Origin of the sequence: Azospirillum sp. A23 (genome assembly GCF_042938965.1) — a bacterium.
In the GTDB taxonomy this organism is placed as follows: domain Bacteria; phylum Pseudomonadota; class Alphaproteobacteria; order Azospirillales; family Azospirillaceae; genus Azospirillum; species Azospirillum melinis.
The window spans coordinates 399,421-413,278 of record NZ_CP170663.1; the positions used below are offsets into that span (position 1 = coordinate 399,421).

13 protein-coding genes are annotated in these 13,858 nt (G+C 67.2%); 1 reads left to right on the top strand and 12 read right to left on the bottom strand.

Annotated features, from left to right (window positions below; genetic code table 11):
• The first annotated feature begins 188 nt into the window (after positions 1–188).
• Entirely contained in the window at positions 189–1,055 is an 867-nt protein-coding gene (gene fdhD / locus ABNQ40_RS01605) for a formate dehydrogenase accessory sulfurtransferase FdhD (RefSeq protein WP_109047580.1), read from the top strand.
• Positions 1,056–1,126: 71 nt separating this feature from the next.
• On the opposite strand, the gene ABNQ40_RS01610 is transcribed toward fdhD, so the two are convergent.
• The 12 genes from ABNQ40_RS01610 to ABNQ40_RS01665 are packed head-to-tail and all read right to left on the bottom strand — an operon-like array spanning position 1,127 to position 13,448.
• Complete coding sequence (locus ABNQ40_RS01610; protein ID WP_109047581.1) at positions 1,127–2,035, bottom strand: formate/nitrite transporter family protein; 909 nt, start codon at positions 2,033–2,035, stop codon at positions 1,127–1,129.
• A 43-nt stretch (positions 2,036–2,078) separates the two neighbouring features.
• A complete protein-coding gene (gene hycI / locus ABNQ40_RS01615; RefSeq protein ID WP_109047582.1) occupies positions 2,079–2,537 on the bottom strand; it encodes a hydrogenase maturation peptidase HycI in 459 nt (152 codons plus the stop codon).
• Entirely contained in the window at positions 2,534–3,001 is a 468-nt protein-coding gene (locus tag ABNQ40_RS01620; RefSeq protein ID WP_109047583.1) for a formate hydrogenlyase maturation HycH family protein, read from the bottom strand. The genes hycI and ABNQ40_RS01620 overlap by 4 nt, the downstream gene beginning before the upstream one ends.
• Positions 2,998–3,762, bottom strand: a complete 765-nt coding sequence (locus ABNQ40_RS01625) for an NADH-quinone oxidoreductase subunit B family protein (RefSeq protein ID WP_109490667.1) — start codon at positions 3,760–3,762, stop codon at positions 2,998–3,000. Before ABNQ40_RS01625 ends, ABNQ40_RS01620 begins: the two co-directional genes overlap by 4 nt.
• A gap of 35 nt (positions 3,763–3,797) precedes the next feature.
• The gene (locus ABNQ40_RS01630) at positions 3,798–4,373 is read right to left on the bottom strand and encodes a formate hydrogenlyase complex iron-sulfur subunit (protein WP_109047584.1); all 576 of its coding nucleotides are present in this window, start codon (positions 4,371–4,373) and stop codon (positions 3,798–3,800) included.
• Between the two features lie 12 nt (positions 4,374–4,385).
• Complete coding sequence (locus tag ABNQ40_RS01635) at positions 4,386–6,101, bottom strand: NADH-quinone oxidoreductase subunit C (protein ID WP_109047585.1); 1,716 nt, start codon at positions 6,099–6,101, stop codon at positions 4,386–4,388.
• Positions 6,098–7,732, bottom strand: coding sequence for a hydrogenase 4 subunit F (locus tag ABNQ40_RS01640; RefSeq protein ID WP_109047586.1), 1,635 nt, complete (start codon positions 7,730–7,732; stop codon positions 6,098–6,100). The genes ABNQ40_RS01635 and ABNQ40_RS01640 overlap by 4 nt, the downstream gene beginning before the upstream one ends.
• Positions 7,729–8,382 (bottom strand): hydrogenase 4 membrane subunit, encoded by a 654-nt coding sequence (gene hyfE / locus ABNQ40_RS01645; protein WP_098735733.1) that lies wholly within the window; start codon positions 8,380–8,382, stop codon positions 7,729–7,731. Before hyfE ends, ABNQ40_RS01640 begins: the two co-directional genes overlap by 4 nt.
• A gap of 14 nt (positions 8,383–8,396) precedes the next feature.
• The gene (locus ABNQ40_RS01650; RefSeq protein WP_109047587.1) at positions 8,397–9,860 is read right to left on the bottom strand and encodes a hydrogenase 4 subunit D; all 1,464 of its coding nucleotides are present in this window, start codon (positions 9,858–9,860) and stop codon (positions 8,397–8,399) included.
• Positions 9,861–9,879: 19 nt separating this feature from the next.
• The gene (locus ABNQ40_RS01655) at positions 9,880–10,818 is read right to left on the bottom strand and encodes a respiratory chain complex I subunit 1 family protein (protein WP_109047588.1); all 939 of its coding nucleotides are present in this window, start codon (positions 10,816–10,818) and stop codon (positions 9,880–9,882) included.
• Positions 10,819–10,830: 12 nt separating this feature from the next.
• Complete coding sequence (gene hyfB / locus ABNQ40_RS01660) at positions 10,831–12,858, bottom strand: hydrogenase 4 subunit B (protein ID WP_109047589.1); 2,028 nt, start codon at positions 12,856–12,858, stop codon at positions 10,831–10,833.
• On the bottom strand, positions 12,855–13,448 hold the full coding sequence (locus ABNQ40_RS01665; protein ID WP_109047590.1) for a 4Fe-4S dicluster domain-containing protein: 594 nt from the start codon (positions 13,446–13,448) through the stop codon (positions 12,855–12,857). Before ABNQ40_RS01665 ends, hyfB begins: the two co-directional genes overlap by 4 nt.
• Positions 13,449–13,858 lie beyond the last annotated feature (410 nt).

The window sequence follows — 13,858 nt, forward strand, 5'->3', positions numbered from 1 at the left end:
GGAATGTCGCATGTCGTTCTGCTGCGGCTTGGTGCAGAATCGGGCAGCGGGTGCTTGGCTGACCTTGCCGCCGGGTTCGATGCTCCAGGGACCGGGCCGCGCCGACGGTAGACCATGACGGACCGTCCAGCCGGCGCCCGCACCTCGCCGTCCGCAATTGCCGCCACCGCCAGGGTTTGGGCCCTACCATGGAACATGCAACCGCCTGTACCTCCCCGCCGTCTGCCGCACTTTCCCTGGGTCGCCCGCTCTCCCACCACGGACTCCGGCGGGTGCAGGCGATTGTCCGCACGGACTCCGGCTTCGACCGACGGGAAGAGAAGATCGTCGACGAAATGCCGGTCGGGCTCGTCTATGCCGACGATCTCTTCGCCGTCATGCTGGCGACGCCCACCGACCTGGAGGATTTCGCCACCGGCTTTTCCCTCAGCGAGGGAATCGTCGGCAGCGCCGACGAACTGGCCGTCACCGCCATCGATGAACTGACGGACGGCGTTCGCATCCGCATGCAGCTGCCGGTGGAGCGGCTGGCCGCCCTGCTTCGTCGCAAGCGCAACCTGATGGGTGGGTCCGGCTGCGGCCGTTGCGGCACCGACAGTTTCGCCGAAACCCTGAGACCGCTCGATCCGGTCCGATCCGCCGCCTGCATCGAACCGGACGCGATCATCCGTGCCATGGCGGCCTTGCCGGCGGGGCAGAGCCTGAACCGGGAGACCGGCGCCGTCCATGCCGCCGGCTTTGCCCGGCCCGATGGCGGACTGGTGGCGGTACGCGAGGATGTCGGGCGGCACAACGCGCTCGACAAGCTGATCGGCGCGCTTGCCCGCGCCCGGATCGATCCCACCGGCGGCTTCGTCGTGGTGTCGAGCCGCTGTTCCTTCGAGATGGTCCACAAGACGGCCGCCGCCGGCATCCCGCTGATCGCCGCCATCTCCGCCCCGACCTCGCTGTGCGTGGGCTTCGCCGAAACGGTGGGGGTGGGGGTCGTCGCCTTCGTGCGCCAAGGTCGCCTCACCGTCTACGCCGTTCCGTCACGGGTCGCGATGCCCGCCTGATCGGGTTCGGAAAAGCCTGCGGGCCGGCGATGAACCGGCCCGCAGGCTTTTCTTTTGCGTGTGCCGTATTTTCAGTGCGTCGCCGCCGTCTGCCCCATCGACGGCAGCGGCTTTTGCGCCGGCAGCGGGGTCAGGCCGCCCAGACCCTTGCGGTAGATCAGCCAATAGATGCCGCCGACGAACACCGATCCGCCGACGATGTTGCCGAGCGTGGCGAACAGCAGGTTGTGCAGGATGCCGCCCGCCGTGATCGTCGACACGTCCAGCCCGGCCGGCACATGGCCCGTCACCTTCAGCACATAGGCCAGCGGCAGGAAATACAGGTTGGCGATGCAGTGCTCGAAGCCGGCGGCGACGAAGGCGGCGACCGGCAGGGTCAGCGCCACGATCTTGTCGGTCACCGTGCGGCCGGCATAGGCGAGCCACACGGCGAGGCAGACCAGCAGGTTGCACAGGATGCCCTTGAAGAAGATCGTCACCGCGTCGGGTGCGATCTTGCCGATGGCGAGCTTCAGCACGGCGGCGCCGACCGCACCGTTGTTCATCTCGGTGTGATGCGACATATAGATGAGGAACACGAGGCCCATCGCCCCGACCGCGTTGCCGATCCAGATCGTCGCCCAGTTGCGCAACACGTGCGCCGTGCTGATCTGGCCGTTGGCCCGCGCCATCACGATCAGGCAATTGCCGGTGAACAGCTCCGCCCCGCCGACCATGACGATGGCAAGGCCGAGCGAGAAGACCAGCCCGCCCAATATGCGCTGGACGGCGAAGCTCAGAGAGGGATCGGCCAGCACGATGACGAAGAACATGCCGCCCAACCCGATGCCGCCGCCGGCGACCACCGCCAGCATGAAGCTGGGCAGGAAGGGCATCATCGCCTTCTTCACCCCCAGCTTTTCGACCTTGTCCTGGATCTCGGCGGGCGAATAGGCGTCCATGCCGAGGACCGGCGTGTCTTTCGATGCAGGATCCGCCATGGCGAATTTCCTCCACTTCTCTTGAATTGCCTCGATGTCCGGTTCAGCCGACCGTCTCGTAGGCATCGAATCCCTCGCCGCGGACCAACCGGTCATGCACGGCCTCCACGGAGTTGCGGACGGTGATGGTGACCGGTGCGAAGAAGCTGGTGTCCTGCGGCTGGATGCCGAGGAACAGGATCTCCGGGATGGTCTCCCGCAGGCTGTCGATCAGGAAATTCAGCGGGATGGCGTGGGTGGTGACCATGAACTGCTCGGCGACGCTGTCCTGCTCGATCAGGCGGACCTCGCCCGGTGGCAGCTCCATGTCGGCGGCATCGACGATCAGAACCCGGTGCGGTGCCAGCGCGCGGATGTGGTGGGTGTGGTTCTCCGGCACATCCTCGCCATCCACCACGATCCAGCCGGGGGCCGGCTGCTCGTCGAGCAGCTGGGCCAGCAGCGGGCCGGCGCCGTCGTCGCCGCGCAGGACATTGCCAACCGTGAATACGACATCGGTCATGACAGCCGTCTCCCCATCAGATAGATCGCGGGCTCGCGCCGGATGGCGTCCAGCGCCGTGCGCAACCGGTCGAGCCATGCCGCCACGTCGGGCGGGGCAGTGGGCAGCGCCGCCTCGACGGCCATAGTCAGCGGCCGGATGTGGGTGCTGTCCACTGTGATCTCGCCGAAGCGCAGCAGGCCCGACAGCTTGCGGTGCGCCTCCTCGCTGTCCTTCAGCGCGTCGAGGACGCGGTCGAACACCGCGGTGGTGCAGCGGAAGGCCGGCTTGAAGCAGTCGAACACGCCGATGTGATGCCCGATGGCCAGCGAATAATAGACCACCTGTTTGGCATCCTCCGGAATGTCCTCCTTGCGCTCCAGCACCTTGGCGTTCAGCTGGTAGAAGACGACCTCCGGCACCACGCCGCGACCGGCACGCAGACCGGGGATGGAACCGGGATCGGCCTGTACGGGCATGCTCATGGCGCGTCTCCCCGGATGGCCTGCTGCACGACGTCGGCCAGCCGGGCGATGATCTCGGCGCGGCGCGGGTCGCGCTCCGTGCCGATGGCCTCCATCATCCGGTCGGGCAGGGTGAAGTTGCCCGGCGTGTGCGCATGCCCCTCCAGCAGGGCCATGAACTCCTCGGCGATGTCGCCGCCCTGGCGGTAGCCGGCCATCCGCCGCGCCTCGCGCTCCAGCCGGACCCGGAGCGTATAGGGGATGTCGGGATGGGCCAGGGCGGCTGTCTCGCCAGCAGCCTCGACATGGGTCTCGGCCTTCAGCTTCTGTTCCAGCAGGCCCAGCGCCACGGCGAAGCCGTGGATGGTCGCGGCCGGCGTCGGCGGGCAGCCGGGGATGTAGACGTCCACCGGCACGATGTGGTCGGTGCCGCCCCACACGCAGTAGAGGTCGTGGAAGATGCCGCCGGTACAGCCGCAGGCGCCGTAGGAGACCACGATCTTGGGGTCGGGCGCCGCCTCAAAGGCGCGCAGCGCAGGCATCCGCATGGAGCGGGTCACGGCGCCGGTGAACAGCAGGATGTCAGCATGGCGCGGCGAGGCCACCACCTTGATGCCGAAGCGTTCCGCATCGAACACCGGGGTGATGGACGAGAAGATCTCGATCTCGCAACCGTTGCAGCCGCCGCAATCGACGCGATAGACGTAGGCGGAGCGCTGGATGTTCTTCAGCAGCGCCTTCTTCATCGTCGCTATCTGTTTGCTGGTGGAGACCGGCGACATCTCCGCCACCAGGGTCTTGGGGTCTACGGGGACGTTCATGGCGTGGTCTCCAGTTCCTTGACCGGTTTTCCGGCTTCCATCTGCCGGGCGATGCCCATGCCGGCGATGTGGTGGACATCCTGGGCGCGCTTGCAGGCCGGGCAGGTTGAGACGGTCAGGCGCAGCCGGTCCGCCTCTTCCGCACTGCGGGCCGACTGGCTCAGCAGGCGTGCGACATAATCGACCTCCTTGGCCGGGGCGAAGGGTTTGCCGCAGCAGGCGCAGTCGGCCAGCGTGAAGACCGCCTTGCGCGTCAGGTCGGCCTTGCTGCCGACCGCCAGTTCGAAATCGTCGGACAGGCGGATGGCGCCGGTCGGACAGGATTCCTCGCAGCGGCCGCAGAAGACGCAGCGCCCGTAATCGATCGACCAGGTGCGGCTGCCGGCGGCGGTGTCGGTCTCCATCCCGATGGCGTTGGCCGGACAGGCGACGGTGCAGGCCGCGCAGGCGATGCAGTCCACCGCATTATGGTCCGGCTTGCCGCGGAAGTCCTTGCAGACCGGCATCGGGGCGAAGGGGTATTTGACCGTCGCCTCGCCCGTGCGGAAGATTTCCTTGAGTAGCTTGAGCATCTCTGGCCCCCGTCACTTCAGCGGTGAATCCGTGCGTTCGCGGCAGTAGCGCTCCATCTCCTTGTAGGCGATGGTCTTGGAGCGCTTCTTGCGGACGTCCACCACGGTCACGCGGTCGGTGCAGGAATAGCAGGGGTCGATGCTGCCCACGATCAGCGGGGCGTCCGACACCGTATTGCCGCGCAGCATGTAGCGCAGCACCGGCCAGTTGTTGTAGGTCGAGGCGCGGCAGCGCCAGCGGTAGAGCTTCTGGTTGTCGCCGGTCATCGTCCAGTGGATGTCCTCGCCGCGCGGCGCCTCGGTGAAGCCCAGCGCGAACTTGTGCGGGACATAGGTGAAATCCTCGGTCAGCACCGGACCGGCGGGCGCCTTGTCCAGCAGCTGCTCGATGATCCACAGGCTGTCGAAGAACTCCGCCACCCGAACCAGCGTGCGGGACAGCACGTCGCAGCCCTGTTCGACATGGACAGGCATGTCGAGCAGCCTGTAGCCGCCGAAGGCATGGTCGGCGCGGGTGTCGCGGCGGTGGCCGCTACCGCGCACCACCGGCCCGACCGGGCTGTAGTCGCGAGCGATCTGCGGGTCGAGCCGGCCGACGCCCTTGACGCGGCCGCTGACGTTGGCGGTGGACAGCAGCACGTCGACCAGCCGGGTCACGTCGTCGCGCAGCTCGGCGACCAGTTCGCGGGTCTTCGCCTGCTGGTCGCCCAGGATGTCGCGGCGAACGCCGCCGATCAGGTTCAGCGCATAGGTCTTGCGCGCCCCGGTCAGCAGCTCCGCCAGCGTCATCGCCTTCTCGCGCACGCGGAAGAACTGCATGAAGCCGGTGTCGAAGCCGATGAAGTGGCAGACGAGGCCGAGATTCAGCAGATGGCTGTGCATCCGCTCCGTCTCCAGCAGGATGGAGCGGATGGCCTGCGCCCGCGGCGGCACCGTGATGCCCAGCGCATTCTCCACCGAGTTGGCATAGGCGACGCTGTGGGCGTAGCCGCAGATGCCGCAGACGCGGTCGGCCAGGAAGGTGACGTCATTGTAGCCCATCCGCGTCTCGGCCACCTTCTCCATGCCGCGGTGGACGTAGAACATGCGGTAATCGGCGTCGATGATGTCCTCGCCGTCGACGAACAGGCGGAAGTGGCCGGGCTCGTCGGAGGTGATGTGCAGCGGCCCCAGCGGGACAACGCGGGTCTCCTGCTTGGCCTCGTTGATGAACCGGTAGGTCTCGTCGTCGCTGGTCGGCGCCGGCCGCAGCCGGTAGTCCATCGAATCCTTGCGCAGCGGATACAACTCGTCCGGCCAGTCGTCGGGCAGGACGAGGCGGCGCTCGTCCGGCAGCCCGACCGGGCGCAGGCCGAACATGTCGCGCACCTCGCGCTCACCCCAGACGCAGGCGGGTACCCGCGGGGTGACGGACGGGTACTCCAGCGTATCGGCCGGCACCTCGCAGCGCACCACCACATGGCACTTGTCGCCGCCCTCCATGGACAGGACATAGTAGACGGCGTAGCCGCCGTTCAGCGGCCGTTCGTCGTTGCCGACGACCACCGACAGCCAGCCATTGTGGTCGTAATAGAGGCTGGCCACCACATCGGGCAGCGAGACGGGCTTGACCGTGATGGTGACCTGGGCCTCGGTCTGCCAGGATTCATCGAGGATCGCATGGGGCAGGCTCTCGCGCAGGGAGGCGATAGTGCCGCTCCCGACCCGGACCGGAGTGAGGATGTTCATTTGGAAATCTCCGTCTGCGAGAGGCTGCCGGTCACCAACTGTCCACCGGCGCGGACCGTGTCGTATGTCTGCCACGGGGCGGCGACCACCGGGCGGCTGTCGCCGTTCATCACCACCGCGGTCGCCTGCTGCACCAGAGTGGACAGCGGCTGCGGCACAGCGAAGCCCAGCGTCAGCACCAGCGCCGCAAGCACCCCCAGCGGGGCCAGCGCCCTCCAGCCCACATCACCCTTGGCCATCGTCTCCGGGCTCTTGCCCAGCACGCTGTCGGCGACGATCTTCACCAGACCGGCGACGGTGATGCACAGGAACAGCGCGCACAGCGCCATGATCCAGCCATAGCCTTCGTTCAGCCCGGCCATGAAGACCATGAATTCGCTGACGAAGATGTTGAAGGGCGGGAAACCGGCCAGCGCCAGGGCGCAGCCCATCATCAGCAAACCGGTGGCCGGGGCCACCCGCAGCACTCCCTTCACCGCCCGCAGGTCGCGGGTGCCGTACTTCATCAGCACGTTGCCGGCGCTGCAGAAGAACAGGGCCTTGGTGACGCTGTGGTTGATGGCGTGCAGCAGCGCGGCGGCGATGCCGAGCGGTCCGCCGACGCCGAGCGCCACGACGATCAGCCCGACATTCTCGATGCTGGAATAGGCCAGCTTGCGCTTCAGATCCTGCTGCACGAAGAACAGCAGGGACGAGACGCCGACCGACAGCAGGCCCAGCGTCAGCAGCAGCATCTGCGGGAAAGCGGTGCCGACCGTGCCGACCGTGATGACATAGAAGCGGATGACGATCAGCAGTGCGCATTTCAGTAGCACGCCCGACAGCAGGCCGGACACCGGGCTCGGCGCTTCGGAATGGGCGTCGGGCAGCCAGGCATGCATCGGGAAGATGCCGGCCTTGGTGCCGAAGCCGATCAGGGCGAAGACGAAGGCCAGCTTGACCAGCATCGGGTCCAGCTCCGCCGCATGGCCGGCCAGGGCCGTCCACAGCACCGCCTGATGCGGGTCGGCCAGCACGTCGGCGGCGTTGGAGAAGACCAGCACCGTGCCGTAGAGGCCGAAGGCGACGCCGACCGTGCAGATGATCACGTATTTCCAGGCGGCCTCCAGCGAGGATTTCTGCCCGTACAGCCCGACCAGGAAGGCGGAGCCCAGCGTGGTTGCCTCGATGGCCGCCCACATCATGATGATGTTGTTGGCGGTGACCGCCAGCAGCATGGTGAACAGGAACAGGCTGAAGAAGCCGTAATAGATCCGGACCTTGCCGGCGTCGATGGCGCCGGACTCCAGATCGTGGCGGATATAGGCGATGGAATAGAGGCCGGTCATCAGCCCGACCACGCCGACCAGCATCATGAAGACGGCGCCGAGCGCGTCGACGAACAGCCAGTCGCCGAAGGCGGAGATGGCGCCGTTCGACAGCACCTGGATCAGCGCCGCGATGCTGAGCAGGAAGACATAGCCGATGGAGCCCAGATGGATGCGCTCCAGCAGCGTCACGCTGTCCCGGTCGGTCGCGAAGGTTTCGGGCAGGGATTCCCGGAACCAGGGCAGGGTCAGCAGGAACAGCGCCACCGCCAGCGGACCGATCAGCAGAAGTGGGGGAAGGATCGAGGGTACCATGGCGGTCATCCCTTCAGGCTCGTAAGCTGGCGCGCGTCGAGCGTGTGCAGCGTGTCGAAGATCCGCGATCCCAGCGCCGCCATCACCACCACCGCGAAGATGGCGTCGGTGGCGATGCCGATCTCCACCAGTTCCGGCGCGTTGGGGGCCAGCAGGGCCAGGGTCAGGTGCGACCCGTTCTCCATCAGGCAATAGCCGAACACCTGCTTCAGGATGTTCCGCTGCGCCACGATGCAGGCGAGCCCGATGAAGAACAGGGCGAGCGACACCGCCAGCGCCGGCTTGATGGCGTCGGCCGCCGGCAGCGTCACCTTGGAGGCGACGCCGAAGCACAGGATGACGGCGACCGCGGCACCAACGATGGACAGCGCCGTCGGCATCACCGCGCCGGAGCCGATCGCCGGGTCGCTCAGCCTGCGGAAGGCGCGGTACATGATCGCCGGGACCAGGATCACCTTGGTCAGCAGCGCGGTGAAGGACCAGAGATACAGCTCGCCCGACCCGGTGGCCCCCGCCAGCGCCACGAACAGCATCACCAGGATGAAGCTCTGCAGCGCGTAGAAGCGGGCGGAGTTGGCCGGATTGCCGGCGAGCGTGACCAGAAGGGAGCTGACGATCAGCAGGCCCGACAGGCCGTTGACGATGAGAAATCCGTTCATGACCGTTCCCTCCCTCAGCCGAGCCACGAGGCGGCGATGGAGCTTGAGACCACCGTCATCGCCACCAGGGCCACCAGCACGAACTTCATGCCGGCGGGCAGCGGCGCCGCCGCGGCCATCGTGGGGGACGGTTTGCCGGGCACCGAATGGCCCAGCCATTTCAGGAACCAGGCGAAGGAGCCGACCGATTCCGCCAGCGCGATGACGACCAGCAGCATCAACGCCCAGTGATGCGCGCCGACCTCGAACCCGCCGGCGAAGATGGCGAACTTGCTGAAGAAGCCGTTGAAGGGCGGCACGCCGGTGATCGCCAGGGCGGCGCAGACGAAGGCAATGCCGAGCAGCGGCGATTTGGTGACGATGCCGCGCAGCGACGGCAGCAGGCGGGTGCCGGCGGTGTAGCTCAGCGCACCGGCGACCAGGAAGAACAGCGTCTTGGCGAAGGCGTGGTTGAAGATGTGGGCGATGGCGCCCTTGAAGGCGAGGTCGGAGCCGAAGACCGACAGCGACAGCGCCAGGAGGATGTAGGCCAGCTGCGTGATGGTCGAATAGGCCAGCAGGCGCTTCAGGTCGACCTGCGGCAGATACATGAAGAAGCCGTAGACCAGCGTCAGCACCGCCATGATCGAGCCGACCCAGCCGACGATCTCCGGCGCGCCGCCCGACGACATCAGCCCGCGGGCGAAGATGTAGACGCCGACCTTCACCATCGAGGCCGCATGCAGGTAGGCGCTGACCGGGGTCGGCGCCTCCATGGCGTCGGGCAGCCACATGTGGAAGGGCAGCTGGGCCGACTTGCCCCAGGCCGCCACCAGGATCGCCAGCAGCACGACCGCCTTCATGCCCGGCGCCAGATCGGCGATGGCGGTCAGCGCGAAGGTGCCGGTCGACAGGAACAGCAGGGCCGCCGCGACATAGAGGCCGAGCGAGGCGACATGGGTGACCAGCAGCGCCTTCGCCGCCGAGCGCAACGCCTTGGGCGATTCGTAATAGCCGATCAAGGCCCAGGAGCAGGCGCCGGTCAGCTCGAAGAAGGCGAGCTGGCCGACCACGGTGGAGCTGAAGACCAGCCCGGTCATGGCGCCGATGAACACCAGCAGGAAGGCGTAGAAGCGCCGCCGGCCGATGTCGGGATGCTCGCGGTTGCCGGCATTCAGATAGGCGGCGGAATAGATCGCCACCAGGAGGCCGATGGAGATCACCGCCAGCGCGATCAGCACGCTGACGCTGTCCACCACCAGCCCGAGGATCGAGACCGATCCGAAGGAGATCAGCTCGAAGGTGCCGCCGACCTTGCCGTCGCCGAGCAGCGACATCGCGAGGATGGCGATCACCGCGACGGTGGCCGCGGCGAAGCCCTGGCACAGCCATTTGGCCGATGCCCGTTCCGATGCCGCGATGGCCGCCGCACCGCCGAAGGGGACGAGGATGGCGGCCAGCGCCAACAGCCCGAGCGGTTCCGTGGGGAGTGTTATCATGATGCTGCCCCTCGCCGGCTCACAGGCCGACCAGATAGAAGACGAAGGCGAGCGAGGCGGCGCCGACCCCGACCCAGCTGTGCTGGGGGGTCAGGCGGAAGCGGACGCGCGCGACGCTGTTCTCGACCACGCCGACCGCGGCGAAGATCAGGACCAGCTTGATGGCGAAGGCGACCAGCCCGAACAGCAGCCCGAAGACAGTCATCCCGGTGGCACTGCCGAAGGGCAGGAAGACGCCGATGAACCAGGCGACGACGACCGTCTGCTTCAGCGCCATCGCCCACTTGATCAGCGCCAGCGACGGGCCGGAATATTCGGTCAGCGGGCCTTCCTGAAGTTCCTGCTCCGCTTCCGCCATGTCGTAGGGCAGCTTGCCCAGCTCGATGTAGATGGCGTAGGCGAAGGACAGGGCGGCGATCACCGTCGCGGTCGCCGACCGGACATGGCCGTCGGCGATGGCGCTGCCGATGGCGCCGAGGTTGGTCGAGCCGGCCAGCAGCGCCGCGACGAACAGCGACAGCAGCATCACCGGCTCCACCAGCACGCCCATGGTCAGCTCGCGGCTGCCGCCGATGCCGGAGAAGGAGCTGCCGCTGTCGATGCCGGACAGCGAGAAGAAGAAGCGGGCCAGCGCGAACAGATAGATGACCGTGATCAGGTCGCCGATGGGCGCCACCGGCGTGAAGCGGGTCAGCATCGGGATGCCCATGGCGATGACCAGCACCGTCGTCAGCATCACCGCCGGCATCGCGCGGAAGGCGAAGCCGCTGTCCGGCGGGGTCAGGTCCTGGCGGGTCAGCAGCTTGGCGATGTCGCGATAATCCTGCAGCAGGCCCGGCCCGTGGCGGGTGTGCAGCTTCGCCCGGACCATGCGCGACAGGCCGGAGACCAGCGGCGCAGCGGCGAGCAGGAGGAGAGCCTGGAACAGTCCCAGGATCAGGTGTGAGAAGGTCAGCATGGCGTCCTCCCGTCAGACGGCCAGCGCCAGCAGCGCGATCAGCGCCGCGACGATGTAGAGGCAGTAGATCCGAAAATCGCCCGCCTGGATGATCTGCAGCCACTTGCCGCTGGCATCGACGGCGCCGGCGATCGGGGCGATGACGCTGCGGTCGGCCAGCGGTTCGGTGCGCCGCGCCAGCGTGACCACCCGCTCGAAGCCGAGGGCGATGCCGGTCCAGCGCCCGGCAATCGCGCGGCGCATGGTGTAGAGCGGGGCGAAGAACATGCGGATCGGCTGGGCGAAGCTGCCGGCGGTGGCGGGCATGTGATGGTCCGGCAGATAGCCGGCCGCCCAGGGAGCCGCCACCTTGCGGTCGCCACCGCGGCGGCCTGCGAAGGCCGCCTTCAGCGCGATGGGCAGGAAGGCCATGGCGATCAGCAGGATGGCGATCAGCGGGGTGGACAGCGTCGCCTGCTGGGCGTTGCCCGGCAGCAGGGTGGTGCCGACCGCCAGCGTCACCGGAGCGGTGCCGATGGTCGCCGCCGCGATGCGGCCCATCACCGGCGCCACCAGCGGGGCCAGCAGGCCGAGCGCCACGCAGGCGACGGCCAGCACCGCCATGCCGGCGACCATCGCGGCCGGCGCCTCGCGCGCCTCCTCCGCATGATGGCTGCGCGGCGCCCCGGCGAACATGATGCCGTAGGCCTTGACGAAGCACATCACCGCCAGCGCGCCGGTCAGCGCCAGCATGACGGCGGCGATGGGGGCGGCGAACTTCACCAGCGGTGTGCCGTCCAGCGCCGCCGCGAACAGCGCCTGGTAGGTGTACCATTCAGACACGAAGCCGTTCAGCGGCGGGATTGCCGAGATGGCCAGCGCGCCGACCAGGAAGGACAGGGCGGTCCAGGGCATGTTGCGGGCCAGCCCGCCCATCTCCTCCATGTCCTTGGTGTGCATGCGGAAGATGGTGGAGCCGGCGCCGAGGAACAGCAACCCCTTGAACACCGCATGGTTCAGCAGGTGATAGAGGCCGGCCATCAGCCCCAGCACCGCCAGCACCGGCTGGTGCAGCGCCATGCCGATCATGCCGGTGCCGACGCCCAGCAGGATGATGCCGATATTCTCGACCGAGTGGTAGGCGAGCAGCTTCTTGATGTCGTGTTCGGCCAGGGCATAGACCACGCCCAGCACCGACGACACCGCGCCGAAGGCCAGCACCAGCAGGCCCCAGCCCAGCATCGCCGGCCCGGCGCTGGCGCCCAGCAGGTCGATGCCGACCTTGACGATGCCGAAGACGCCGATCTTGATCATCACGCCCGACATCAGCGCCGAGGCGTGCGACGGAGCGGCCGGATGGGCACGCGGCAGCCAGATGTGCAGCGGGATCATGCCGGCCTTGGCGCCGAAGCCGGCGAAGGCCAGCAGGAAGGCGACGCTGTCCAGCGGGGCCGGCAGCGGATGGGCGCGGAAGGCGGCGAAATCGAAGCTGCCGGCCCGGTTCGCCATCAGGAAGAAGGCGGCCATGATCAGCACCGAGCCGCCATGGGCGACCAGGAAATAGAGGAAGCCGGCGCCCACCGCCTCGTCATCCTGGTCGAAGATGACCAGGAAATAGGAGGCCAGCGACATCATCTCGAAGAAGATGAGGAACCAGAAGGCGTTGTCGGCCGCCACCACCAGCATCATCGACGCGATGAAGGCATTCATGAAGAAGCCCATCGCCCCGACGCCGCGCCCGGCATATTCGCGCACATAGGCGAAGCCGTAGATCCAGGTGACCAGCGACAAGAGCGAGATGACCGCAATCATCAGGCCGGCCAGCGGGTCGAGCCGCAGGACGAAATGGGCGAAGGGGTAGGGGCCGGCGGCATCGAGCACGGCCGGCTGCCCGGCCGCGATGGCCGTCAGCCCGGCGCCGAGCCCGGCGAGCGCCGCGGCGATGCCGACGCCGCTGCCGCCAAGACGGATGTCCCCCTCCCGATGCTTCAGGAGGAGGCAGAGAATGGCACCGCCGCAGGACAGCAGCAGCGACATGATGAGCAGGGAGAGTGGAATCATGGGTCCAGCCCCTCCAGCGAGGCGAGCGGCGTTTCAGGACTGACCGGTGCCGCTGCGGCCAGCGTGCGCTTGACGGCGGCAGCCTGGCGGGTGGCATCGGCGTCTGCCGCGTAAAGGGCGGCGGTCGGGCACACGCGCACGCAGGCCGGGCCGTCGCCGGAAAAGGCGCAGAGATCGCATTTCACCGCCACGCTGCGCACGCCGATGTCCCAGGCCAGCAGCGGGTCGAGTGCCGCCGAATGGCTGGGTGTCGCGACGGCGATGCCGGCGACCCCGGCGATGCCGGTGCCGCTTGGCGTGATGGCGCCGAAGGGGCAGGCCAGCGCACACATCTTGCAGCCGATGCAGGTCTGCTCATTCAGCAGGATGGCGTCGGCCCCAAAGGTAATGGCGTCGACCGGACAGACGCGGGCACAGGGCGCGTCCTCGCACTGGTGGCAGAGGACCGGGCCGGTGTCGTCGCCGATCCGCATGACGGTCAGCCGGGGATGCGCCTGCAGCCCCTGCTTTTTATGGGACTCGGTGCAGGCCGCCATGCAGGTGTTGCACCCGATGCATTTTCTCGGTTCCGCGATAACGAAGCGATTCATATCCAGACCTCCGGCTTCCCGGGCGGGTGCGTCGAATTGGCCGATCAGGTTTCTTTGTTGGAAATCCCGATAAGAAAACCTGATCGGCCAATAAGAAGACAGTATTGGCTCGCGCACGCCCCCATACCGCCTGTCTTCACGGGCGGTGCGGCAGAAGGAGAGCCAGCTGTTGCGATTTTTGTCATGATGGCGGTCTTTCTTTGGATCGCCGTTGACTTCGCTACGCTATTCCTCTGGTTGACGCGATGTCAACTAGACACATAAAAAAAGTGGGTATAAGGTGCGCAACACAAAGACCGGGGGCCTGATGGCGTATTGACTGTCAAATGGCGCCTCGGAAACTCTGATAAGAAAAAGAATATACTCGATAGGATCGGCTTATCGGCGTCGATTACTTTTAAATATCGGGC

Bases quoted from the DNA above. Each gene is read 5' to 3' on its own strand.
- fdhD (WP_109047580.1), top strand. From the start codon at position 189: ATGGAACATGCAACCGCCTGTACCTCCCCGCCGTCTGCCGCACTTTCC.
- ABNQ40_RS01610 (WP_109047581.1), bottom strand. From the start codon at position 2,035: ATGGCGGATCCTGCATCGAAAGACACGCCGGTCCTCGGCATGGACGCC.
- hycI (WP_109047582.1), bottom strand. From the start codon at position 2,537: ATGACCGATGTCGTATTCACGGTTGGCAATGTCCTGCGCGGCGACGAC.
- ABNQ40_RS01620 (WP_109047583.1), bottom strand. From the start codon at position 3,001: ATGAGCATGCCCGTACAGGCCGATCCCGGTTCCATCCCCGGTCTGCGT.
- ABNQ40_RS01625 (WP_109490667.1), bottom strand. From the start codon at position 3,762: ATGTCGCCGGTCTCCACCAGCAAACAGATAGCGACGATGAAGAAGGCG.
- ABNQ40_RS01630 (WP_109047584.1), bottom strand. From the start codon at position 4,373: ATGCTCAAGCTACTCAAGGAAATCTTCCGCACGGGCGAGGCGACGGTC.
- ABNQ40_RS01635 (WP_109047585.1), bottom strand. From the start codon at position 6,101: ATGAACATCCTCACTCCGGTCCGGGTCGGGAGCGGCACTATCGCCTCC.
- ABNQ40_RS01640 (WP_109047586.1), bottom strand. From the start codon at position 7,732: ATGACCGCCATGGTACCCTCGATCCTTCCCCCACTTCTGCTGATCGGT.
- hyfE (WP_098735733.1), bottom strand. From the start codon at position 8,382: ATGAACGGATTTCTCATCGTCAACGGCCTGTCGGGCCTGCTGATCGTC.
- ABNQ40_RS01650 (WP_109047587.1), bottom strand. From the start codon at position 9,860: ATGATAACACTCCCCACGGAACCGCTCGGGCTGTTGGCGCTGGCCGCC.
- ABNQ40_RS01655 (WP_109047588.1), bottom strand. From the start codon at position 10,818: ATGCTGACCTTCTCACACCTGATCCTGGGACTGTTCCAGGCTCTCCTC.
- hyfB (WP_109047589.1), bottom strand. From the start codon at position 12,858: ATGATTCCACTCTCCCTGCTCATCATGTCGCTGCTGCTGTCCTGCGGC.
- ABNQ40_RS01665 (WP_109047590.1), bottom strand. From the start codon at position 13,448: ATGAATCGCTTCGTTATCGCGGAACCGAGAAAATGCATCGGGTGCAAC.